Origin of the sequence: Wenyingzhuangia fucanilytica, from assembly GCF_001697185.1 — a bacterium.
Lineage (GTDB): Bacteria > Bacteroidota > Bacteroidia > Flavobacteriales > Flavobacteriaceae > Wenyingzhuangia > Wenyingzhuangia fucanilytica.
In genome coordinates, this window is the sequence record NZ_CP014224.1 from 171201 (window position 1) to 194104 (window position 22904).

The 22904-nt window shown below is 32.9% G+C and carries 14 protein-coding genes; 5 read left to right on the top strand and 9 right to left on the bottom strand.

All coding sequences use genetic code 11. From position 1 onward, the window contains the following. The first annotated feature begins 2 nt into the window (after window positions 1-2). Window positions 3-1202 carry an OprO/OprP family phosphate-selective porin gene (locus AXE80_RS00785; protein ID WP_068824020.1) on the top strand — a complete coding sequence of 400 codons (1200 nt, stop codon included), beginning with the start codon at window positions 3-5 and terminating at the stop codon, window positions 1200-1202. Between the two features lie 55 nt (window positions 1203-1257). On the opposite strand, the gene AXE80_RS00790 is transcribed toward AXE80_RS00785, so the two are convergent. From AXE80_RS00790 to AXE80_RS00805, 4 genes are all read right to left on the bottom strand, one after another. Then, on the bottom strand, window positions 1258-2472 hold the full coding sequence (locus AXE80_RS00790) for a porin (protein ID WP_157359313.1): 1215 nt from the start codon (window positions 2470-2472) through the stop codon (window positions 1258-1260). A gap of 256 nt (window positions 2473-2728) precedes the next feature. Further along, the gene (locus AXE80_RS00795; RefSeq protein WP_068824022.1) at window positions 2729-4978 is read right to left on the bottom strand and encodes an inorganic phosphate transporter; all 2250 of its coding nucleotides are present in this window, start codon (window positions 4976-4978) and stop codon (window positions 2729-2731) included. Window positions 4979-5081: 103 nt separating this feature from the next. Then, window positions 5082-5759: a tRNA (adenosine(37)-N6)-threonylcarbamoyltransferase complex dimerization subunit type 1 TsaB gene (tsaB, locus tag AXE80_RS00800; protein WP_068824023.1), complete on the bottom strand. Its 678-nt coding sequence runs from the start codon at window positions 5757-5759 to the stop codon at window positions 5082-5084. A 56-nt stretch (window positions 5760-5815) separates the two neighbouring features. After that, on the bottom strand, window positions 5816-6865 hold the full coding sequence (locus AXE80_RS00805; RefSeq protein ID WP_068824024.1) for an endonuclease/exonuclease/phosphatase family protein: 1050 nt from the start codon (window positions 6863-6865) through the stop codon (window positions 5816-5818). A gap of 99 nt (window positions 6866-6964) precedes the next feature. Between AXE80_RS00805 and AXE80_RS00810 the strand changes: the two genes are divergently transcribed. From AXE80_RS00810 to AXE80_RS00820, 3 genes are read left to right on the top strand one after another with little or no spacing between them, the layout of a single operon-like run. Further along, entirely contained in the window at window positions 6965-9691 is a 2727-nt protein-coding gene (locus AXE80_RS00810; RefSeq protein ID WP_068824025.1) for a TonB-dependent receptor, read from the top strand. Window positions 9692-9701: 10 nt separating this feature from the next. Then, a complete protein-coding gene (locus tag AXE80_RS00815) occupies window positions 9702-11081 on the top strand; it encodes a DUF5689 domain-containing protein (protein ID WP_169816796.1) in 1380 nt (459 codons plus the stop codon). Window positions 11082-11110: 29 nt separating this feature from the next. Beyond that, window positions 11111-11668: a thioredoxin family protein gene (locus tag AXE80_RS00820; RefSeq protein WP_068824027.1), complete on the top strand. Its 558-nt coding sequence runs from the start codon at window positions 11111-11113 to the stop codon at window positions 11666-11668. Between the two features lie 1281 nt (window positions 11669-12949). Here the strand turns inward: AXE80_RS00820 and AXE80_RS00825 are convergent. From AXE80_RS00825 to lepA, 5 genes are all read right to left on the bottom strand, one after another. Further along, window positions 12950-15346 carry a glycoside hydrolase family 31 protein gene (locus AXE80_RS00825; protein WP_068824028.1) on the bottom strand — a complete coding sequence of 799 codons (2397 nt, stop codon included), beginning with the start codon at window positions 15344-15346 and terminating at the stop codon, window positions 12950-12952. A gap of 229 nt (window positions 15347-15575) precedes the next feature. Beyond that, on the bottom strand, window positions 15576-17486 hold the full coding sequence (gene glgB / locus AXE80_RS00830) for a 1,4-alpha-glucan branching protein GlgB (protein ID WP_068824029.1): 1911 nt from the start codon (window positions 17484-17486) through the stop codon (window positions 15576-15578). A gap of 76 nt (window positions 17487-17562) precedes the next feature. Further along, complete coding sequence (locus tag AXE80_RS00835) at window positions 17563-18834, bottom strand: glucose-1-phosphate adenylyltransferase (RefSeq protein ID WP_068824030.1); 1272 nt, start codon at window positions 18832-18834, stop codon at window positions 17563-17565. A gap of 3 nt (window positions 18835-18837) precedes the next feature. Then, window positions 18838-20256: a glycogen synthase gene (locus AXE80_RS00840; protein WP_068824031.1), complete on the bottom strand. Its 1419-nt coding sequence runs from the start codon at window positions 20254-20256 to the stop codon at window positions 18838-18840. Between the two features lie 174 nt (window positions 20257-20430). Next, window positions 20431-22227, bottom strand: coding sequence for a translation elongation factor 4 (gene lepA, locus AXE80_RS00845; RefSeq protein ID WP_068824032.1), 1797 nt, complete (start codon window positions 22225-22227; stop codon window positions 20431-20433). A gap of 142 nt (window positions 22228-22369) precedes the next feature. Here lepA and AXE80_RS00850 point away from each other — a divergent pair, with 142 nt between their 5' ends. Further along, window positions 22370-22894: a DUF2911 domain-containing protein gene (locus AXE80_RS00850; RefSeq protein WP_068824033.1), complete on the top strand. Its 525-nt coding sequence runs from the start codon at window positions 22370-22372 to the stop codon at window positions 22892-22894. Window positions 22895-22904 lie beyond the last annotated feature (10 nt).

Here is a 22904-nt window from a genome sequence, read left to right on the forward strand (position 1 = left end):
TTATGAAGTTAAATACCCCAGTACTATCCTTTATTTTATTTTTTCTTACAAATTCCCTTTTTGCTCAGGATGATAATGACTTTTCATTAGACCATGATCAAAACATAAAGTTAATATCCAATGAAAAGTCATTGAATATTGGAGGACGAATTATGTTTGACAATGCGGTGTTTTCCGAATCGAATCTGTTAAATGCTTCATATGCAGAAAAGCAAATTAAAAGTGGTGAACAATTTAGAAGATTGTTTTTTTATGCAACGGGGGCGCTTTATTCTAATTTAGAATACAAATTACAGTTGAATTTCATCAATGGTCAAGTAGGAATAAGAGATGCGTTTATAGGGCTTAAAAACGTTCCTATAGTGGGAAGAATTAGAATTGGTCAGGTAAAAGAACCTATTAGGTTAGATGTTTTAAATAGTAGTAACTATTTAACTTTTTTAGAACGTTCTTTTAATACGGATTTTATGCCCATTCGTAATAGTGGAATTTTGTTGATGGATGATTATTACGAACACAGACTTTCTTATCAACTAGGAGCCTTTAGAAATTCAGATAAAAACACTGGGAATGATAAGATTGCTGATGACAGTTTTGTGGTTACAGGAAGGTTTACAGGGATGCCTATTTATGAACAAACAGAGTTTTTACATTTAGGAATTGCTGGTTCTTATAGAAAATATGATGATCATGAGTTTAATGTAGATGCTAAACCAGAGGTAAATTTAAGTAACATTTCTTATGTAGCCATTACAGGCTTAACAGATGTGAATCATGTAAATATTGTTAACTCAGAAATAGCCTATAGTAACAAAGCTTTTAATTTTCAAGGAGAGTATATGTATGTTGATGTTAGACGTTATAATTCTGTAAATCATTTTTCTACCTACTATGGTCAGGTAAGTTGGTATCTTACCGGGGAGCATAAGCAAATAAAGAATCCTTACAGTATGTTCAACCGCTTTAGGCCTAAGCATAATCTTAGTGCGAACAAAAGTGGAGCTTGGGAACTTGCTTTTAGATATTCACACGTAGACATGAATCATAGAGATGTGGCTGGAGGTATTCAAGATGATTATACTCTTGGTTTAAATTGGTATTTAAATCCGTATACAAGATTTATGTTTAATCAGATTTATGCCGATGTTTATGATAAAGGAAATGCAAACATCTCTCAGCTAAGAGTTCAGATAGATTTTTAATATAAAAACGCCCTCTTTTACCAAAAAGAGGGCGTTTTTATTTAGAATGTTTTTTCTAAAAATGAACTTCAAATTGTAATCTATATTGTAATCCATCCGAAGCACCATCAACAGTAGTATAGCTTAAATCTGTTTGAATTTTTAAGGCATGTCCTACAATGTATTTAGAGACTCCAACTGTATATTGTTCTTTGGTATTGGCAATTCCTTTATAATCTACTTGACTATATCTTGTCGTTATTTCATAGTTGTTGTGAAATAAATATCCTGCAGTTAAATTATATCCTTTTCCTACTTTAACAGGATTTGTACCTATTGTGGTGTCATCTGCATTTCTATAAGCAAATTCTCCCATCATTGAATAACCATTGTGCTTGTACATAAAATCTACAAAAGAAGTATTTACATCCGTAGTAGCAAATACATGGTCTTCTGGGCTTCCACTATCGTCAATTAATTCTATAATACTTCCTTGACTTCCTCTTTGTCTAGAAGCTCTATCATTGTGATTGTAGGTTAGTCCCACGGATAGTTTTGGCTTAGGCTCTCTTTTTAAATCACCTCCTTTATAATCCCCTTTACTAGTAAAGGTTCCATAAGGTAAAAATTCTATTCTACTAGTGTATTGTTGACCTCCAACATTTCCAGTGGTAATGTTTCTTCCTTCTCCTTGAGTAATGGCAAAAACTTCTCTAATTAAAAACTGTTTACCAATGGTGTGATGGTTTCTTAATTGAAACCCCATATCTCTATCTAAAGTAAACTCTCTGTTTAAGATAGATCTGTCAACCAATTGCATGTTTGCTGATGAAATTACACGTTCACGGTTACCAGGTAATTTGGTTTGACCTGCCCAGATTTCTAAGTTTTTATAAAAGTTCCATTTTAAAACGGCGTCTAAAATCAACTTAGGGCCAAGTTTAGTGTATTCATTAGAAGATCCTGTGTCGTTGTTAGACATTCCTAATTCAATTTTATATTTAACCTTTGGGCTTAATACAAATCCATCAAATTTTAATCTATATCTCCTAACTTTAGTGTCTGTCTGAAGGTTTTTTGGGTCAAAGTCAAAATTATTGTTTGCATCTGCATCCAAACCTACAGAAGTAAGGTATTGCATACGCAATCCAAACTTCATGCTCCAAGTACTATCTTTAGCAACTGAATTAAAAATTCCCTTTCCAAATGTGTCTTTTCCTATCTTTTGAGCACTTAAGTTTGAGATGGTTAAGGTTAGAACGAGTAAAGTAAATAGTTTAGCTGTCTTCATGTTTTTCATTAATGAAGTGCAAAACTACGTTACTTTTTTGTTAACTAACGTTAATTCAATGTTAAGATGTAAGGGTGTGGTTAAGGGAGGAATGTTATAGTAAAGGCTTCGTAGTTCTTGTTTGCTAATGGATTTAGGCTTATGTCTCAGATAAAGTGAGTGTTAATTCAGTTCTCTAATGTTAAATTAATGTTAACAAAAAATCCGTCTACATTTTTATGAAGACGGATTTTTGAATTATTGTTGATAAGGTGACTTATCTTTTTACATTAGATTGTATTTCATTAATCAATTCAGATAAATTAATTAATGCCATAATTAAATCTTTAGATTCCATAATAATACCAAAGTGTAGAGTGGTGTTTTTTGGACTTGTTTCTACAGTTCTAATTCTATCAATTTGTTTTCCTAAAGAGTCAGAAACATTTTCTAATAAAGCTTGTTTCTTTTCTAAAATAATAGAAAGCTCATCAAAATTTTGTTCTTTTAAAACCAAAGAAATATCAGTTAATACAGCGTCTAATCCTTTCATGATTGCTTTTAAATCACTGATTTGTTCCTTGTTTAAAGGTTTGTGATTGTTATTAACGTGCTTGTAGCTAATTTTAGAAATATAGCTAATAGATTGAGAAATATCTTCTAAATATCCTAATACAGAAATGTAGAACTTACTTGCTTCAACAGAACTTTTCTCTAAAGATTTGATAAAATAGAAAACATCATTACGCAACTCGTCAATTTCTTGATTTAATTTGTTAACGTGCTTGTCATTTTTCTTTAGCTTGTCTAAGTTTTGATCAGCTAAGTTATTTACCACATTAGAGTAAAGTTTTTGTACTCTACCTAATACTTGTATAATGTGATCAGAGCTTTCATTAATTACTCCGTTAATCGTGTCTATAGTTTCTTTTTTGATAGCTTTTTTAGCTTCTTTTTCTTTTTCTTTTTGAGAGTGTTTAACGTAGTTTCTTCCAATTAAGAAAAGAACTGTTAAAAGTAAAATAGCAATCATTAATGGTCCTCCTAAATTGATTAGGAAAGCAACAATAGCAGCAAAAGTAAAGGCTACAATAGCAGTTAAGAACCAACCACCAATTACGCTTAATACCCCTGCAATTCTATAAACAGCACTTTCTCTTCCCCAAGCTCTATCAGCCAAAGAAGTACCCATAGCTACCATAAATGTAACGTAAGTAGTAGATAAAGGCAGTTTTAAAGAAGTACCTATAGAAATTAAAATACCTGCAACAACTAAGTTAATAGAGGCTCTTACCATATCAAAAGCAGGAACTTCGTAGCTCTTGTTTTTAGAGATGACAATAGAAGGTCTTTCGAATCTTGAATCTATATATTTTCTAGTTTTTTGAGGAATAAAAAAGTTTATTCCTGTATTGATTAACATACCAAATCTAACAATCCCTCTAGATGCTGGGTTAGGTTCAAACTTTTCATGTCCATCACCTTGTCTAGATAAGTTTACTCCAGTTTCAATAACAGTTTTTGCTTTTTTAGAAAACCATAAGGTAACAACCATCACCCCTCCAGCAAATACTAATAATAGTGGGTTAGAAGGTACTTTTTCTGCTAAAATTCCCATAGAGAATTCATTGGCAGCTATACCAGAAACAGACCACGCTTGGAAAGAGTTCCATGCGGCAATTGGTACCCCTACAAAGTTTACCAAGTCGTTTCCAGAGAAAGCCATGGCTAAAGAAAAGGTTCCGATACCAATAATTACTTTTAAAATATCAATTTTAAAAAGACTTATAAGTAATTGCGAGATTAAGGTCCAACCTAAAAATCCAAGAACAAGAATATTAAAAGTTTGTCCTTCAATTAAGTGTTTTGTGTTTGAGTAATAAGGCGTTCCTTTCATTCCTTTTACAAAAATGAAATATGTAATTGCAGTAATAGCCAAACCACCAAAGATAGCGTTGATATAAGATTTTTTATCGTTTAAGTTAAAAGAGTATACAATTCTAGATAAGAATTGAACTAATGCTCCTACTGTAAAGGAAATAGCTACAGAGAGCAGAATTCCAAAAATAATAAGCAAGGCTTTTTCATGGTTGATGTATTGCCAAATATCAGCGATGTTTTTTGAGTCATCTCCAGATATTTTAATCAATGCCATAGCAACAGCAGCTCCTAATAATTCAAATACAATAGAAACTGTAGTAGAAGTAGGCATTCCCAAGGTGTTAAAGATATCGAGTAACAAAATGTCTGTAATCATTACAGCCATAAATATGTACATGATTTCATCAAAATAAAATTGACTTGGAACAAAAATTCCTTTACGGGCTACTTCCATCATTCCGCTAGAAGTAACAGCACCTACAAGTACACCTATACTTGCAATAATCATTATCTTTTTTGGCGTTATTGCCTTAGATCCAATTGCTGAATTTAAAAAGTTAACGGCATCATTACTAACACCAACTACTAAATCTATTGTGGCTAATACAGCCAAAGCAATGATCATTAAAAAATACACGTCTTCCATGGGGAAAATTTAAATTAGGGCTCAAAATTACTAAAAAAAAGCAAGTTCAAATGTTAATTAAATGTTATGAAATGTACATCCTATTTAAGTGCATTTCACAGTGTTAAAGTTTATTTTTTTGAGGGGTTACCATAAAATCTTTCAAATAAAACGGTTCAAAATAGGCTGTATCTTCAAAAGATTTATTTTGATATTTTTCTTCGGCTAAAACAGCCATTTCTTTTGCAGATGGAAATTTTTCATCAATAAAAACAGCATTTTTATGTTTAATGAGGTCTTTACATTTAGCAGCTCCATCTCCTAAAAAATAAACAGATTGCTCGTTTAATAAGTTTTGATAAGAAGTTTCATCAATAATTTCTGCTTCTGGATTTCTACTGTATTCGTAGTTCTGATTAAAAACAGCGCTATATACTTCTAATCTTCTTGCATCAATCATAGGAACAATAATTCCTTGTTCAATACGAATACTTTTAGCTAAAGCTTTTAAAGTATCTACAGAAATTAATGGTTTGTTAATAGCATAAGCCAATCCTTTTGCAGTAGAAACACCAATTCTTAAACCTGTATATGATCCAGGACCTTTACCTACGGCAATAGCATCTAAATCTGTTGCCTTAATGTTTTCGGATTTTAAAGCATCTTCTATAAAAACATGTAGCTTTTCGGCGTGTGAGTAGTCTCCGTTATTCTCTTCTTTTAAATAAAGACAAATACCATCTTTTGCTAGGCTTATAGAGCAGTTTTTGGTAGAGGTTTCTATATTTAGGATCAATGCCATGTGACTAGTTTTAAAAACAAATATACTTTACTATTCTTAAAATTTTAAGATTAATTTTAGTTGTTTTCTTTGATAAGATAGCTATAAACAGGATAATGATCGCTATATCCACCTAAATAACTACTTCCCGAAAAACTTCTTTTAGGGCTTCCCTTGTAAGTTCCTTTTTGTAATGTCATATAATTGGGGTTAAATATTCCTGCTTTATAAAATTTAAATTGATGGTAGTTTTTGTTTAAAGTAATATAATTATCACTAAAAAATATTTGATCAAACAAAAAGAGTTCTCCTTGATAAGTTAAGGTGTTAAAACCATTTTTAAACATCTTTTCAAAAGGGTTGTATAGGTCTCCTGGTTTTAATTTGGTCTTAGAGTTCTTGGTGTTTAATATTTTTTTAAAGCTTTTGTCTGTTGGGTTGTCGTTAAAATCTCCCATTCCAATAATTTTGGCATTAGGTTCTTCTTCGTGAATTAAGTCAATAATCGCTAAATTTCTTTTGGCAACATGCTCTCTTAAAATACTGCTTTTTTGAGCTCCTCCTCGCCTTGATGGCCAATGATTTACCAAAACGTGTATTTTTTCATCAATCAAATAGCCAGTAATCCAAAGAATATCTCGAGTGTGAATTTTAACATTGTTGTGATATAAGTTTGCTGGAATGGCTTCGCTATGTGTGGGTTTAAAAACTTCTTTGTTATATAACAATGCAGTGTCTATACCACGAAGATCTGGTGAGTCAAAATGAATAATTCCGTAGTGATAATTACTCAAAGGAGGAGTTGCAATTAAATCTTCTAAAACTTTTCGGTTTTCTACTTCTGCTACTCCAATAATAGATGGTGGTAATTTGTTTTGCTCTTTTCCTATTTCGCAAAGTACTTGAGAAAGTTTTGATAGTTTGTCTTGGTAAATTTCTTTTCGATTAGATTTTATTTCCATCATTGGACTTAGTTCATCCAATTTGTTTGGGTCGTTAATAGTATCAAAGAGATTTTCAAGATTGTAAAACGCAACGGTTTGAACGATATATGATTTCTGTGCATAAAAACTACTGTAACAGAGGGTTAAAACAATGAGTGTTATTTGATTGATTTTCGATAGCATGTTTTTTTGAAATTAAAAATAACTTAATTTAGAAAGAAAAGGAAAAGAAAAATGTTGCTAAATCACAAGGTACTTTGTTGCTGTTTGTTCAGCATTTCTGTGTTCTGTCAAGAGCAATCTTTGTTTAAGGGAGTGGTTAAAGATTTTAAAACCAACAAACCCTTGTCTGTTTTTGAGGTTGAAATAGCTAATACCAATAAGCAGTATTTGTTTACAGATCCTTTAGGAAGGTACGATTTATTGCTGCCAACTAATGTAAATGAATTGGTATTTAAATCTAAAGGATATCAAAACTTACGGACAACCGTTAAGAAAATAAAGTCAGCTATTATTTATTTAAAACCAATTGAGGATGATCATGAAGAATTTAGTTTACTGAATTTAACAGAGGATCAGTTAGAGGATGAAAGTGGGGAAGTGACGAATATTACTGGAATTTTTTCTGCTTCGGATGATGTGTATCTAAATACAGTTGGGTTTGAGTTTCAAGGAGTCTTTTATAGTGCTAGAGGTTTAGGGTTAAATCAAAGAGCTTTTTTGTTAAATGGTGTTCATCAAAATAGATTGTATGATGATAGACCCGCATGGAACAATTGGGGAGGAGTAGAGGGAATATATAGAACCCAAGTGGTAACAGAGCCTTTAGGAGCTTCAGAAAAAACTTTTGGTGGTGCTTTGGGAGTTACTTCTTTAACCACTAGAGCTTCGGAGTACAGAAAGGGATCAAGAGTTGTCTATGCTCGTTCCGATAGAACTTATCAAAACAAAGTTGCTTTAAGTCATGTAGGAAGCATGCCAAATCAGTGGTATTATGTTGTTTCTGCTAGTAGGCGTTGGGGGAATCAAGGGTACAGAACAGGAACGTTTTATGAAGCAAATTCTTTAATGCTTAGTGTGGAGAAATACATAAATACTAAAAATAGTTTCACCGCAAGTTTTTTATATACACCAAACAGGAGAGGGATGGCGGGAGCTTATACTCACGAAGTATATTCTTTAAAAGGAAATAGTTACAATGGGAATTGGGGATTTCAGCATGGGAATAAAAGAAATGCTAGGATAAGGACTATTGAGGAACCTATATTATTGTTTACTCATACTTTTAAAAATAAAGATAAAACGCGTTGGGAAAATTCACTCATGTTACAAAAAGGAAGTATTGGCTACTCTAGATTAGATTACAATGGAGGTACAAACCCCGATGCGGCTTATTATCAAAAAATGCCGAGTTATTGGTTGTCAAGAAATACAGTTGATTATGAAAATGTTTATAGATATCAACAAGCTTTTTTTAATGATGGTCAGTTAGATTGGAATTCTTTATATCAAGCAAATGCAGAGATGAAAGCAATCAATCAAAATGCAGCTTATGTGTTATATGATGATAAAAGAGCGGAGAGTAGAATTCAGCTAAATTCAAATATTACTCAAAAAATAAAGCAAAACGGACAATTTAATGCAAGTGTAGAATATAGAACTACTAGATCAGAAAATTATGCAGAAGTTTTAGACTTACTAGGCGGAATAGGATATTTAGATGTAGCAAGTTTTACTTTAGCTCAAAGTGATTTAAATCATCCTAATAGAGTGGTAAAAGAGGGTGATAGATTTAAATACAATTACAACATCAATAGTTCAAGTATATTAGGATTTGCCCAAGTAGGTTGGAAAGAAAAAAAGTTTGAGTGGTCTGGTGCTTTGGGTGCTTTTTATGTTCACCATCAAAGAGAGGGTTTGTATGATTATGAAAACAATGCTGAGGCACAAGGGAAAAATAAAAAAGTAAGTTTGTGGGCTTATCAAGCCAAAGGCGAGCTGTTGTATAAGCTTTCGGGTAGACAGTTGTTCAATTTTAAAACGGCTTATATTCAAAAAACGCCAAGTGTAAAACAAATATTTCCTAATGCTCGTGTAAGTAATGCTGTTCTAAGAAACTTAGCAACAGAAAATCTATTTAGCAATGCGCTTAGTTATATTCATAGAGGATTAAACTACAATTTAAAATTAACAGGTTATTACAACTTACAAACAAATGTAACCGAAACTGGTTTCTATTTTGCCGAAGGTTTTGGAACTGCAGCAGATGATAATCCCAATGCGGGAGATTTACAAAATGAAAACGGATTGTTTGTTCAAGAAGTTTTAAACAATATCAATAAAAAATATATGGGTTTGGAGTTGGGAACTTCATATAATATTAGTTCAAGTCTAAAATTAACAGGAGTAGTAGGTTTAGGAGATTATATGTATTCTAATAACCCAAATTTATTGTTGTATACCGAAGATGTTTCAAGTGCACAAAATTTAGGTTTTGTATATGGAGTAAAAAATTTAGGAACTACTCATATTAAGAACAAAAAGTTATCGGTGGGTCCTCAACAAGCATTTTCTATCATGTTGGCTTATAACGATCCTGATTATTGGAGAATTAGGTTGAGTGTTAACCATTTTAGAAATAGTTATGCAGATATTGCTCCCATTCGTTATACCAGTAATTTTACCAACGAAGTTAATGGAACTCCCATTGCTAATATGAATCAACAGTTGGTGACTTTGTTTAGGGAGCAAGAACAGTTAAAAAACTTTACGTTTATAAATTTATCTGGAGGGAAATCCTGGAGATTAAATACTGGCTATTTAAGTCTGTATTGGAATGTTCAAAACTTGTTAAATATTCAATATAATACTGGAGGTTTTGCAAGTAGTAGGGCGGCAAATTATAGTGAACAACTAAAGGAGTATAATAGGGAATTACCCTTGTTTGGAAATAGATATTTTGTAGGAAATGGGAGGACTTTTTTCACGGGTTTATACTATTCATTTTAAAAGAAACGTCATGAAAAAATATAGTTTATTTATATTATTACTGCTTTTAATTTCTTGTGTAGAAGATGTAAATCACAAAATGATTGATACTGATATTGTCAATCCAGACATCAGTCAAAAAACAGAAATTACCTTTAAACAACTTTATGATTTACACGGTAATGAAATTGGAAAAGATACTGTGGTGGTAGGCTATGTGGTTTCTTCGGATATTCAAGGGAATTTTTATAAAGAAGTTTTTATTCAAAACACTACAGGGCTTTCTGATATTGCTCCTGAGAACCCTAGAATGGGAATGAGAATTCGTGTGGGGATTGCCTCAGCTAGTACAAAATATGCTCTAGGAAGAAAAGTAATCATTAACCTAGAGGGTTTAAAAAGAACCACGAGCAATAAGTTATTAACTTTAGGAAAGCCAAATGGTACTTATATTAAAGATATTTTAGAGTTTGACCTAGATACCCATATTTTAAAAACAACCGAGGTGGCCGAGGTCGTTCCAAAACCAATTGAGTTGTCTAATTTAACAAGTAGTGATTTAAATACTTTAGTAAAAATTAAAGATGTCCATTTTAAAGAAAACCAAATAGGTTTACCTCTTTCGGGCTTACCAACGGATGATTTTAATGGGTTAAGAACTTTAGTGTTTTGTAATACCTTTAGGAAGGATTCTATTTTGTTAGAAACTAGTAATTTTGCAGATTTTTCGGAAGAACAAATTCCAAATGCTCAAGTAGATATTACAGCTATTTACCATATTAGTTTTGATAAAGAACCTATTTTGGTGTTGAACCAAATAGAAGATTTAATTCCATCTGGACCTTATGTTAATTGCTCTGAAATTATAACTCCAGATCTTTTGATAACCGAAGTAGCTGACCCTAAAGTTGGAACCGGTGAGGTTGCTAGGTATGTTGAAATTTTTAATCCAACTCCAAACACTGTTTCTTTGGAGGGATGGAATTTGGTTAGATACAATAAAACTTCTGCCAATAACTATTCTTATATCATTTCTTTAGATGACTTGTCTATAGCTCCGAATTCAACTTTATTGATTGCAAATGATGCTCTGGACGATCAAACTAATAAAACTTGGTTCGAAACTTATTTTGGATTTGCTCCAATGATTTCCCATAGTAATATTGATGGAAACGGAGATGATGCATATGAGTTGATTGACCCTTTAAACAAAGTGAAAGATGTGTATGGGGTTCCAAATGTTGATGGTACAGGTTCTGCTTGGGAGTATGAAGATGGAGTGGCTGTTAGGAAAATAGATATTTCAATTCCGAATACTGTTTTTGATGAAAGTGAATGGCAAATTAAAAAGAATGTGCCACAATTAAATATTGACGGAGGAAATATGGATTTTACACCAGGTGTTAGATAGGTTTTATATCTTTGAAAAAAAGATAAATTATGGCGTTGACCCCTTCTAATACTATGCGAGTTGGAACCATTGCTCCAGATTTTGTATTGCCTGATACGGTTTCAGGAGTTCATATTCCTTTAGAAGCTATCCAAGGAGAAATAGGAACATTGGTCTTGTTTATTTGCAATCACTGCCCTTTTGTGATTCATGTCAATAAATTATTGGTGAAATTGGCAAATCAATATCAGCCTCAAGGAATTAATTTTATTGCCATTAGCAGTAATGATGTAGAAAGATATCCTCAAGATAGTCCGGAGTTGATGAAATCACATGCGATAGAAAATAAATATCCTTTTCCTTATTTATATGATGAAAGTCAAAACGTAGCAAAAGAATACAATGCTGCTTGTACTCCAGATATTTACTTATTTGATAAGGATTTAAAATTATATTATCATGGTCAGTTAGATGATTCTAGACCAGGAAATGCTGTTAAAGTTACAGGTGATGATATAAAAATTGCCTTCGAAGATTTGATAAACAATAAACGTTATACCCACAAAGGCAAACCAAGTGTAGGTTGTGGAATCAAATGGAAGGGGTAAAATATATTTTTCTTTTCAAGAATTACTACTGTCACTTCGAGTGAATCACATAATAAAATGAAGTGCTTTGTATCGAGAAGTATTTTCTTGAAAGATTTTCTTCTTATTCCTTCAGAGGATATTACTATAATATTTGTCCACTGTCACTTCGAGTGAATCACGTAATAAGATGAAGAGGTTTGTATCGAGGAGTGCTTTTTAGAAAGATTTCCTTCCTATTCCTTCTCATGATATTACTATAATATTAGCCACTGTCACTTCGAGTAAATCATGGAATAAGATGAAGTGCTTTGTATCGAGAAGTGTTTTTAGAAAGATTTTCTTCTTATTCCTTCACAGGATATTACTATAATATTTGTCCACTGTCACTTCGAGTGAATCACATAATAAGATGAAGTGATTTGTATCGAGAAGTGTTTTTTAGAAAGATTTTCTTCCTATTCCTTCTCAGGATATTACTATAATATTTGTCCACTGTCACTTCGAGTGAATCACATAATGAGATGAAGAGGTTTGTATCGAGGAGTGCTTTTTAGAAAGATTTTCTTCTTATTACTTCTCAATACATTACTATAATATTTGTCACTGTCACTTCGAGTGAATCACATAATGAGATGAAGAGGTTTGTATCGAGGAGTGCTTTTTAGAAAGATTTTCTTCTTATTCCTTGACAGGATACTACTATAATATTTTGCCACTGTCACTTCGAGTAAATCACGGAATAAGATGAAGAGGTTTGTATAGATAAGTGCTTTTTAGAAAGATTTTCTTCTTATTCCTTCACAGGATATTACTATAATATTTGTCCACTGTCACTTCGAGTGAATCACATAATGAGATGAAGAGGTTTGTATAGATAAGTGCTTTTTAGAAAGATTTTCTTCTTATTACTTCTCAATACATTACTATAATATTTGTCACTGTCACTTCGAGTGAATCACATAATGAGATGAAGAGGTTTGTATCGAGGAGTGCTTTTTAGAAAGATTTTCTTCTTATTCCTTCACAGGATACTACTATAATATTTTGCCACTGTCACTTCGAGTGAATCACATAATGAGATGAAGAGGTTTGTATCGAGGAGTGCTTTTTAGAAAGATTTTCTTCTTATTCCTTCACAGGATATTACTATAATATTAGCCACTGTCACTTCGAGTAAATCACGTAATAAAATGAAGTGATTTGTATCGAGAAGTACATAGAAGTTTCTTTCTTTTATGGTATAAAACAACAAAGCCTCCCTAAATAGAGAGGCTTTGTATTTTGATAAGCAAGTAACTACTATGCTAAAACTTCTAATTGATTAAAGTTTTTAGTAATCTCTAAAACTCTGTGTCCTACTTTTACATCATCTAAGTTGATGTCTTCGTTATCAACTCTAACCGTTTTAATTTGGAATGGTAATCCAATCAAATTAATTTTAAAGGTTTCGTATTCAGTAATAAAAGTACCAGACTTATGTTGCTTAATAGTTAGTTTGTCCTCTTTACCATTTACAGTAAAGTGTCTTAAACTAAAACGTCCTTTAGTGTAGTCATATCCATCATTGGCATCTTCGTATACACTAGATTCTTCTTTACCAGATTTATAATAAACATCAAGAGTTAATTGGTCAATATTTTTTTCACCAACATATTGTTGAATAGGGTATTTAGGAATAATAGCTCCTTCTTTTACAAAGACTGGCATGCTATCAATATCTGCATCTACCCACATTTCTCTACCTCCTTCAACCATTTCGTGGTTCCAGTAATTATACCAGTTCCCTCTTGGGATATACATTCTACGACCTTTAGCATTTGGTTCTCCAATAGGGCAAGCCAAAATATGTTCTCCAGCTAAGAACTCATCTGTTCTATGGTGAGTTTGAGCATCTTCTTGGTCAAATAAAACCAATGATTTTAACATAGGAATTCCTTCTTCAATGTACTTGTAAAAAGAAGTGTATAAATATGGTAATAATTGATATCTGATTTCAATAAACTTACGAACAACATCCGTAATCTCTTGACCAAAAGTCCAAGGTTCTTGATCTCCGTGATCTCCAGAAGAGTGTGTTCTACAGAAAGGGTGGAAAATACCTAATTGTATCCAACGTGCGTATAATTCTCCATTAGGTTGTTGTGCAAATCCACCAATATCAGATCCTACAAAAGAGAAACCAGACATGGCCATTCTTTGTGCTTGTACATTCGCAATCCATAAATGTTCCCAAGTAGCAACATTATCTCCTAACCATGTTGAGGTGTATCTTTGTGTTCCAGAATATGCAGAACGTGTAATAACAAAAGGTCTTAAAGGATAGTTGTATTTTTTCAACCCCTTATAAGTTGCTTTAGCCATTTGCATTCCATATATGTTGTGCGCTTTACGGTGAGAACAAGGGTTTCCATCGTAATCATGGCGAACATCATCAGGGAAAGATTTACCAGGAACGTCCATTACAGCAGGTTCGTTCATGTCATTCCATACTCCTTTAACACCAATGTCTTCAATTAGACCTTGGAACAAAGTGGCCCACCACTCACGTACTTCTGGTTTAGTAAAGTCTGGGAAATAACATTCTCCTGGCCAAACTTTTCCTTTCATATATGGTCCATCGGCTCTTCTACAGAAATAATCTTTTTCTAAACCTTCGCGAAAAACATCATATTCCATGTCAATTTTAATACCTGGATCAATAATAACAACGGTTTTAAATCCGTCATCAGCCAATTCTTTAACCATTCTTTTTGGTTCAGGGAAATATTCCTTACTCCAAGTAAAACAACGGAAACCTTCCATATAGTCAATATCTAAATAGATAGCATCACATGGTATTTGTAAGTCTCTAAACTTCTGTGTAATTTCTTTTACATTAGATTCTGGATAATAACTCCATTTACATTGGTGGTATCCTAATGCCCATAAAGGTGGTAGTTCTGGAGCTCCTGTAAGATTGGTGTAGCTAGCTACTACATCTTGCATTTTAGGTCCATAAATAAAATAGTAATTCATTTCTCCACCTTCTGCCCAAAAACTGGTAACATTTCTTCTTTCTGAACAGAAATCAAAATGAGATCTAAAAGAGTTGTCAAAGAAAACTCCGTAAGCTTTTTTGTTTTGTATAGCAGTGTAAAAAGGAATTGCCTTGTAAATAGGATCTGTATTACGTCCAAATGCATAAGAGTCTGTAGCCCAGTTTTGGAAACGTTTTCCTTTAAGATTGGTGTGTTCAGGTTTATCTCCTAAACCATAAAAGCTTTCTCCTGTTGGAGAGCTTTTAGTCATTTTTACAATATTTCCACCAAGCTCGTAACTTTCTTCCCAGTGAAATCCTAATTCATCTTCAGAAATTAAAGTTTCGTCTATAGCATCGTAAATACGAGTTCTTAAATCTTCTTTAGAAATGTAACAGATTAACTTTGAAGTGGTAACAATATACTTTTCAATATCTTCTGTAATTTCTAATTTGTTGTATCCTTTTACAGCTTCTTTAGCTATAGCGTATGAAAAATCTGGTTCAAATTTAGCGTCAGTTGTAAATCTAAAACGCAACATACTATCTCTAAGTACAGTCATTTGTAGAATAACACCATTTTCAGAATGAAAGTAAAGTGTATCTACGTCCTTTTTAAAATCTATCACTTTTGAAGGAAACGCATTTCCTTTGTGTTCGATTCTTTCGTTTAAAATCATAGTATCTAGTTCATTAATTATTTGTTAGTATTCCAATTTAGTAAAAAATGTTAACAATCAAACTTTTATAATCTTTTTTTTATTTAGGATTTTTATATTGATGAACCCTTATAAACACTGGGTTTGTGCTTGGGTTGTTGTAGAGGGTCGGGATTGGAGTATTGATAAAAAAACGCCCTTTATTTTGTTGAATAAAGGGCGTTTTTATAGTATCGTTAGAAATATGATTTTATTTTACCTGAAAAATAACGATTGAAAGGGGTGGAAGGGTCACTTTTGCAGAATAGTCCTTCCAGTTCCAAGGTTTGTCAGAAACGTCAATTTGCTTGCTATTTTTGATTCCACTACCTCCATATTTTTTCAAATCGGAGTTAAAAATTTCTTTAATTTTTCCCTTTTTATGAACTCCAATTAGGTAATCCTCTTGAACTGTTGGAGTTGCGTTACACAACACAATAATGTCGTTTTTGCTTTCGTGTCCTTTTCTAATATAGCTTAAAACAGATTTTTCTCCATCTTCATGGTTAATCCATTCAAATCCTTCTTGAGAAAATCCTTTTTCGTACAATGCAGGAGTGTCTTTCAAGAATTGATTTAAGTCTTTCATATAAGTTTGAACAGCTTTGTGTTCTGGGTTTTCTAACAAGTGCCAATCTAAGCTATTAGCGTAGTTCCACTCGTTTTCTTGCCCAAACTCTGCTCCCATAAACAATAAGTTACCTCCGGGGTGTGAGTACATATAACCGTATAACAATCGTAAGTTGGCCATTTTTTGCCATCGATCACCAGGCATTCTACCTAGAATAGATCCTTTACCGTATACTACCTCATCATGAGATAAGGGTAACATATATCTTTCAGTAAAAGCATAAGCCATACTAAAAGTAATTTCGTTATGATGGTATTTTCTATGGATGGAATCTTTTTTAAAGTATCCTAAAGTATCGTGCATCCAACCCATCATCCATTTCATTCCAAATCCTAAACCACCGTGTTCAACAGCTCTTGTTACTCCAGGAAATGCAGTAGATTCTTCTGCAATAGTTTGTATACCAGGGAAACTGTTGTAAACTTCGGTATTAAAATCTTTTAAGAATTCTATAGCTTCTAAGTTTTCGTTTCCACCATATTTATTTGGCTCCCATTCACCATCTTCTCTGGAATAATCTAAATAAAGCATAGAAGCAACAGCATCTACTCTTAATCCATCAATATGGTATTTGTCTAGCCAAAAACAAGCGTTTGAAATCAAGAAAGAACGAATTTCATTTCTTCCGTAATTAAAAATTAAACTTTTCCAGTCTTTATGGTATCCTCTTCTTTTATCTGGGTGTTCATACAAATGAGAACCGTCAAAAAATCCTAAACCGTGGTCGTCAGAAGGAAAGTGCGAAGGAACCCAATCTAAAATAACTCCAATATCATTCTTGTGGAATTCATCAATTAAGTTCATAAATTCTTTAGGATGTCCAAACCTACAACTAGGAGCAAAGTACCCTGTTAATTGATACCCCCAAGATTGATCAAAAGGATATTCCATAATTGGCATAAACTCTACGTGAGTAAAGTTCATTTCTTTAACATATTGAACTAGTTTTTGTGAGGCCTCCCAATAAGATAATGGTCTTGTTCCTTCATCTGTTTTCATCCAAGATTCCATGTGTACTTCGTAAACAGAGTAAGGTTTGTCTAAACCGTTTTTGTCTTCACGATAGCTCATCCAATCTTTGTCCTGCCATTCATAACCTTCTATGTCATAGGTTACAGAGGCGGTTTTAGGTGGGTGTTCTGTATGATATCCGTAAGGATCACATTTTTCGGTTACAATTCCGTTGTTGTTAGAGTGTATTTTGTATTTATAAACTTCTCCCACTTTTACGTTAGGAATAAATCCTTCCCAAATCCCTGAGCTATCCCATCTAACATTTAAAACGTGTTCACTGTCATTCCAAAAGTTAAAGTCTCCAACCACAGATACTCTATTAGCAGTAGGTGCCCATACAGAAAAATACATTCCATTTACGCCATCAACAGTAGCTGGGTGTGCTCCAAACTTTTCGTAAAGTCTATAGTGTTTACCAGATTTAAAAAGGTATATATCAAAGTCTGTAAACAGACTGTATATTTGTACGTGATTCATAAGCTAAATGATTATGTTGTTAAGAAACACGCCCAAGTAGGATTTACTTGGGCGTGTAGAAATTATTTTGTGTAATTTAAATAATTACAGTTCCGCTAGGTACGACCACACCATTTTTGATGACTACAATACCATTTCTAACGGTGTATAAATCAGTATCAATATCTTCTAGGTGATCCCCTCCGTTAATTTTAACGTCGTTACCAATAGATGAATTCTTGTCAATAATACAGTTGTTAATATAACAACGATCTCCAATACCTTTTAAAGGAATATTTGCTTTCCTTTTTTGTTCAATTTCTGTAGCTCCTTCGTACTTGTCGTTACCCATTACATAACAGTTAGAAATAGTACTTCCTATTCCTATTCTTGCACGAATACCTATAATAGTTCTTTCAATTCTACTAGCATTAATAATTCCTCCCTCTGCAATTAAAGTTTTTTCTAAGGTAGTACCAGAGATTTTAGTTGGAGGTAAAAAACGTGGACGAGTCAATACATTAGTGTCATTTCCAAACAAATCAAATTGAGGAATATCATCAGTTAATCCTAAATTGGCTTCAAAGAAAGATCCAATAGTTCCTATGTCTGTCCAGTAACCTTCGTATTGATAGCTAGAAACTTTATGTGTTTTAATGGTTTGTGGAATAATTTCCCCACCAAAGTCCATAGTTTCTTTATTTTCCATTAACTCTATAAGTAATTCTCTATTAAAAATATAGATACCCATAGAAGCTAAATAGTCTCTTCCTTGAGAACTCATTTCGCTAGTTACATCAGATTTCCAATCACCTAATTCTTCTGCTGATGGTTTTTCAACAAATGAAGTAATTTCGTTGTTGTCATTGGTTTTTAAGATTCCAAATCCTGTAGCATCTTTTGCATTTACTGGTAAAGTAGCAATGGAGATGTCTGCGTTACTTTTTTCGTGGTTTTTAACCATTTCGTTAAAATCCATCTGATACAATTGATCTCCTGATAAAATCAATGCGTAATCCCAATCATAAGCAGTAAAATGTTGCATAGACTGTCTAACAGCATCGGCAGTTCCTTGGAACCATCCATCGTTTTCTGGGGTTTGCTCCGCAGCTAAAATATCTACAAATGCACCAGAAAAATTACCAAAGGTGTAGGTGTTTTTAATGTGTTTGTTTAATGAGGCTGAGTTAAATTGAGTTAGAACAAAAATTCTATCAATATTAGAGTGTAAACAGTTTGAAATAGGAATATCGACCAATCTATATTTTCCTGCAATTGGGACAGCTGGTTTTGATCTAGTAGATGTTAGTGGTTTTAGTCTAGATCCTTGTCCTCCTCCTAAAATAATTCCTAAGACTTTCTTTTTCATAATTTACTTTGATATTAGGTTATATAATTCGATGTATTCTTTTGCTGAATTCTCCCATGAGTTGTCAATCTTCATAATTTCTTTTCGAATTCTTTTAAATTCATCAGTGTCATTATACAGCTTGTTAGCACGGGTAATGGCTAAGGCAACATCATCAACAGTAACATGTTCATGACGGATTCCAAAACCACCTTTTTCCCCAATATCTTTTACGGTATCTTTTAAACCTCCTGTGGTTCTAACTACAGGGATGGTTCCATAGCGTAAAGCATATAACTGATTTAAACCACAAGGTTCAAATCTAGAAGGCATAATTAAAAAGTCTGCACCTGCATAAATTAAATGAGATAATTCTTCATCGTAACCTATAAAAGTGTTATATCTATTAGGGTATTTTTCTTTTAGTTCGTTTAGTAAAAATTCAGCATGTGGGTCTCCAGAACCTAGTACTAGTCCATTGATGTCATTTGCATCTAGGGCTCTGTCAAAAATACCAGCCATTATATCGGCTCCTTTTTGATAAACCAATCGACCAATAAAAGCAACTAAAGGTTTGTTAGGGTCTAAACCAAATTTTTCACAAAGCACTAATTTATTAGCTTTTTTACCTGCTTCAACAGTTTTTGCTGAATAGTTTTTGGCAATCATAGTATCTGTAGAGGCATTCCATACATCTGTATCAATACCATTTAATATACCTACAGATTTTTCTCTTTCGGTATCAAACAGCCAATCCAACCCTGTTGATGAATATGGTAATTCATTCATGTAGTTTGGAGAAACTGTAGTATATCTCCAGCAAGCTTTAATAGCCGCTGCCATTGGGTTGATAGCATAATCCCACTCTAGAATTCCTGAGAACTCTAAATCGTATTCTGGTAAGTAAGATAGTTTTTCAAATGAAAACTCACCTTGGTACTCTGCGTTGTGAATAGTAAATATCGTAGGAATTCCACGCATTGATTTATACTTAGTACATTGAGTAAGCATAAAAGGAATCAATCCTGTATGATGATCGTGACAATGAATGATTTCTGGAGCTTTTGCAAATTGGAGTATCCAATCTAAAACAACTTTTTGGAAGGCAATAAACCTTTCTGTGTCATCTTGATATCCATAAACATTTTCTCTGTCTAAAAGATTTTCAATCTTAATTTGATATAAGTGAAAACCTAAATCATCAAAGCTGTTTTTTACCTTATAAACAATAGCTTTGTAGTTGTTTTCAGCCAATGCTACTTCGCATTCAAAGTCTGAAGTGTATTTTGCGTCTTTGGCATACTTGTTGTTATAGTATGGCATAATTACAGCCGACTCATAGTCTAAGTTGGTTTGGTATTTAGGTAGGGCACCAACAACATCTGCAAGTCCTCCGACTTTAGCTGCAGGATAGCATTCCGCACTAACGTGTATTACTTTCATAAAATAATTATTTACTTTTAATTCACTTCCTAAACTTAGTAAAAAAAACCGTTAACATATATTAATAACTAAATAAATTCTAAAAAAATACCGGTGGGGTTTTATGAAGGCAATTGACTTTAGTTTTTAAATTTTAACCAAAAAAAAGACCTTGCTTAGCAAGGTCTTTGAGTATTAGTCGTTTAGTTTTAAAACGGCCATAAATGCTTCTTGTGGAATTTCAACATTTCCAACTTGTCTCATTCGTTTTTTTCCTTTCTTTTGTTTTTCTAAAAGTTTACGTTTTCTAGAAATATCTCCACCGTAACATTTTGCGGTAACATCTTTTCTTAATGCTTTAGTTGTTTCTCTAGAGATGATTTTAGCTCCAATAGCAGCTTGAATAGGAATATCAAATTGTTGACGAGGAATCAATTCTTTTAGTTTTTCACACATCTTTTTACCTATATGGTGTGCGTTGTCTGCGTGAATTAAGGCTGATAGTGCATCTACTGAACTTCCGTTTAATAAAATATCTACTTTAACAAGTTTTGAAGGTCTCATTCCTGTTGGGTGATAATCAAAAGAAGCATATCCTTTAGAAACAGTTTTTAAACGATCGTAAAAATCAAAAACAATTTCAGCCAAAGGCATATCAAAAATCAATTCAACTCTTTCTGTAGTCAAATAGGTTTGATTAACAATCTCTCCTCTTTTTTCTATACACAAACTCATTACTTGTCCAACAAAATCTGATTTTGTAATGATAGAAGCCCTAATATATGGTTCTTCTACTCTGTCCATACTAGATGGGTCAGGTAAATCAGTAGGGTTGTTAACCATAATGATTTGGTCAGGTTGCTTTTTGGTAAAAGCGTGATAAGATACGTTAGGTACAGTAGTAATTACCGTCATGTCAAATTCACGTTCCAAACGTTCTTGTATAATTTCCATGTGTAACATTCCTAAGAATCCACAACGGAAACCAAAACCTAAAGCGGCAGAACTTTCTGGTTGAAAAACCAATGAAGCATCATTTAATTGTAGCTTTTCCATAGATGCTCTCAATTCTTCGTAATCTTCAGTGTCTACTGGATAGATTCCAGCATAAACCATAGGTTTTACATTTTCAAAACCATCAATTCTCTCAGCTGTTGGATTAACCAAGCTAGTAATGGTATCTCCAACTTTTACCTCAGAGGCAGTTTTAATTCCAGTAATTAAATATCCTACATCTCCTGTTTTTATTTCTTTCTTAGGGCTTTGTCTTAAATTTAAAGTACCTACTTCATCGGCAAAATAATCCTTACCGGTAGCCATAAATTTAATTTTTTCTCCCTTTTTAATAGAACCATCAATAATTCTAAAATAAGTTTCTATTCCTCTGTATGAATTATAAACAGAGTCAAAAATCAAAGCTTTTAATGGCGCTTCTGGATTTCCTTGAGGCGCTGGGATTTTTTCTATAATAGCCTTTAAAATGTTTTCTACTCCAAATCCTGTTTTTCCACTTGCGTGAATCACATCTTCTGGGTCACAATCTAAAAGGTCTACAATATCATCTGTAACTTCTTCAGGGTTTGCACTTGGCAAATCAACTTTGTTTAGTACAGGAATAATTTCTAATTCGTTTTCTAAAGCTAAGTATAAGTTAGAAATAGTTTGTGCTTGTATGCTTTGCGCAGCATCTACAATTAATAAAGCTCCTTCACAAGCTGCAATAGATCTAGATACTTCGTAAGAAAAATCTACGTGTCCAGGAGTGTCTATTAAGTTTAAAATATAGTCTTCTCCTTCGTAGTGATAATTCATTTGAATGGCATGAGATTTAATGGTAATACCACGTTCTCTTTCCAAATCCATATTGTCTAACAATTGTGCTTGCTCTTCACGTTGGGTAACAGCCCCAGTAAAACCTAATAGTCTGTCGGCTAAGGTACTTTTACCGTGATCAATATGTGCAATAATGCAAAAGTTTCTAATGTTCTTCATCTATCCTAAAATACTAGCTTGTTTAACGTGCAAAGATATAGTATTCTATTGGGATAATAATCGCATCTAAATAAATTCCTTAATTAAACTGTAGAGAGTTGTATATTAGCTTTTAAAAATAAATGATAAAAGCTTTTTAAGAATGAAAAAAATATTGATTTTGGTAATGTTGGTTTTGAGCTGTGTAGATAGCAATGCTCAGAATTTTAAAGGACTGGATGTGAGTCCTATGGATGCGCTTTCGTACCCAATGAGTTATAAAACATCAGACAAAGTTGTTAAGATTATTTACAGTAGACCCCAGTTAAAAGGCCGTACAGTAGAAAGTTTAGCAAAAAATGGAGAAGTATGGAGAATGGGAGCAAATGAAGCTACCGAAATTAGATTTTATAAGGATGTAGTTTTTGGGGGTAAAAAAGTAGAAGCAGGAACTTATTCCTTATTTGCTATTCCAGGAGAAAAAGAATGGACTATTATTTTAAATAATGATATAGATGTTTGGGGAGCTTATTCTTATAACGAAGAAAAAGATGTGGTAAGAGTACAAGCCGAAGTTTCTAAAAACGAGGAAAGTATTGAGCCATTTACAATGGTTTTTGATCATAAAATGAATTTATATTTGGCATGGGGGAATGAAATTATAACCATCCCTATGAGCGAACAATAAAAATAAAGGA

Coding starts and splice junctions, on each gene's coding strand:
- AXE80_RS00785 (WP_068824020.1), top strand. CDS start 3: ATGAAGTTAAATACCCCAGTACTATCCTTTATTTTATTTTTTCTTACA.
- AXE80_RS00790 (WP_157359313.1), bottom strand. CDS start 2,472: ATGAAGACAGCTAAACTATTTACTTTACTCGTTCTAACCTTAACCATC.
- AXE80_RS00795 (WP_068824022.1), bottom strand. CDS start 4,978: ATGGAAGACGTGTATTTTTTAATGATCATTGCTTTGGCTGTATTAGCC.
- tsaB (WP_068824023.1), bottom strand. CDS start 5,759: ATGGCATTGATCCTAAATATAGAAACCTCTACCAAAAACTGCTCTATA.
- AXE80_RS00805 (WP_068824024.1), bottom strand. CDS start 6,865: ATGCTATCGAAAATCAATCAAATAACACTCATTGTTTTAACCCTCTGT.
- AXE80_RS00815 (WP_169816796.1), top strand. CDS start 9,702: ATGAAAAAATATAGTTTATTTATATTATTACTGCTTTTAATTTCTTGT.
- AXE80_RS00820 (WP_068824027.1), top strand. CDS start 11,111: ATGGCGTTGACCCCTTCTAATACTATGCGAGTTGGAACCATTGCTCCA.
- AXE80_RS00825 (WP_068824028.1), bottom strand. CDS start 15,346: ATGATTTTAAACGAAAGAATCGAACACAAAGGAAATGCGTTTCCTTCA.
- glgB (WP_068824029.1), bottom strand. CDS start 17,486: ATGAATCACGTACAAATATACAGTCTGTTTACAGACTTTGATATATAC.
- AXE80_RS00835 (WP_068824030.1), bottom strand. CDS start 18,834: ATGAAAAAGAAAGTCTTAGGAATTATTTTAGGAGGAGGACAAGGATCT.
- AXE80_RS00840 (WP_068824031.1), bottom strand. CDS start 20,256: ATGAAAGTAATACACGTTAGTGCGGAATGCTATCCTGCAGCTAAAGTC.
- lepA (WP_068824032.1), bottom strand. CDS start 22,227: ATGAAGAACATTAGAAACTTTTGCATTATTGCACATATTGATCACGGT.
- AXE80_RS00850 (WP_068824033.1), top strand. CDS start 22,370: ATGAAAAAAATATTGATTTTGGTAATGTTGGTTTTGAGCTGTGTAGAT.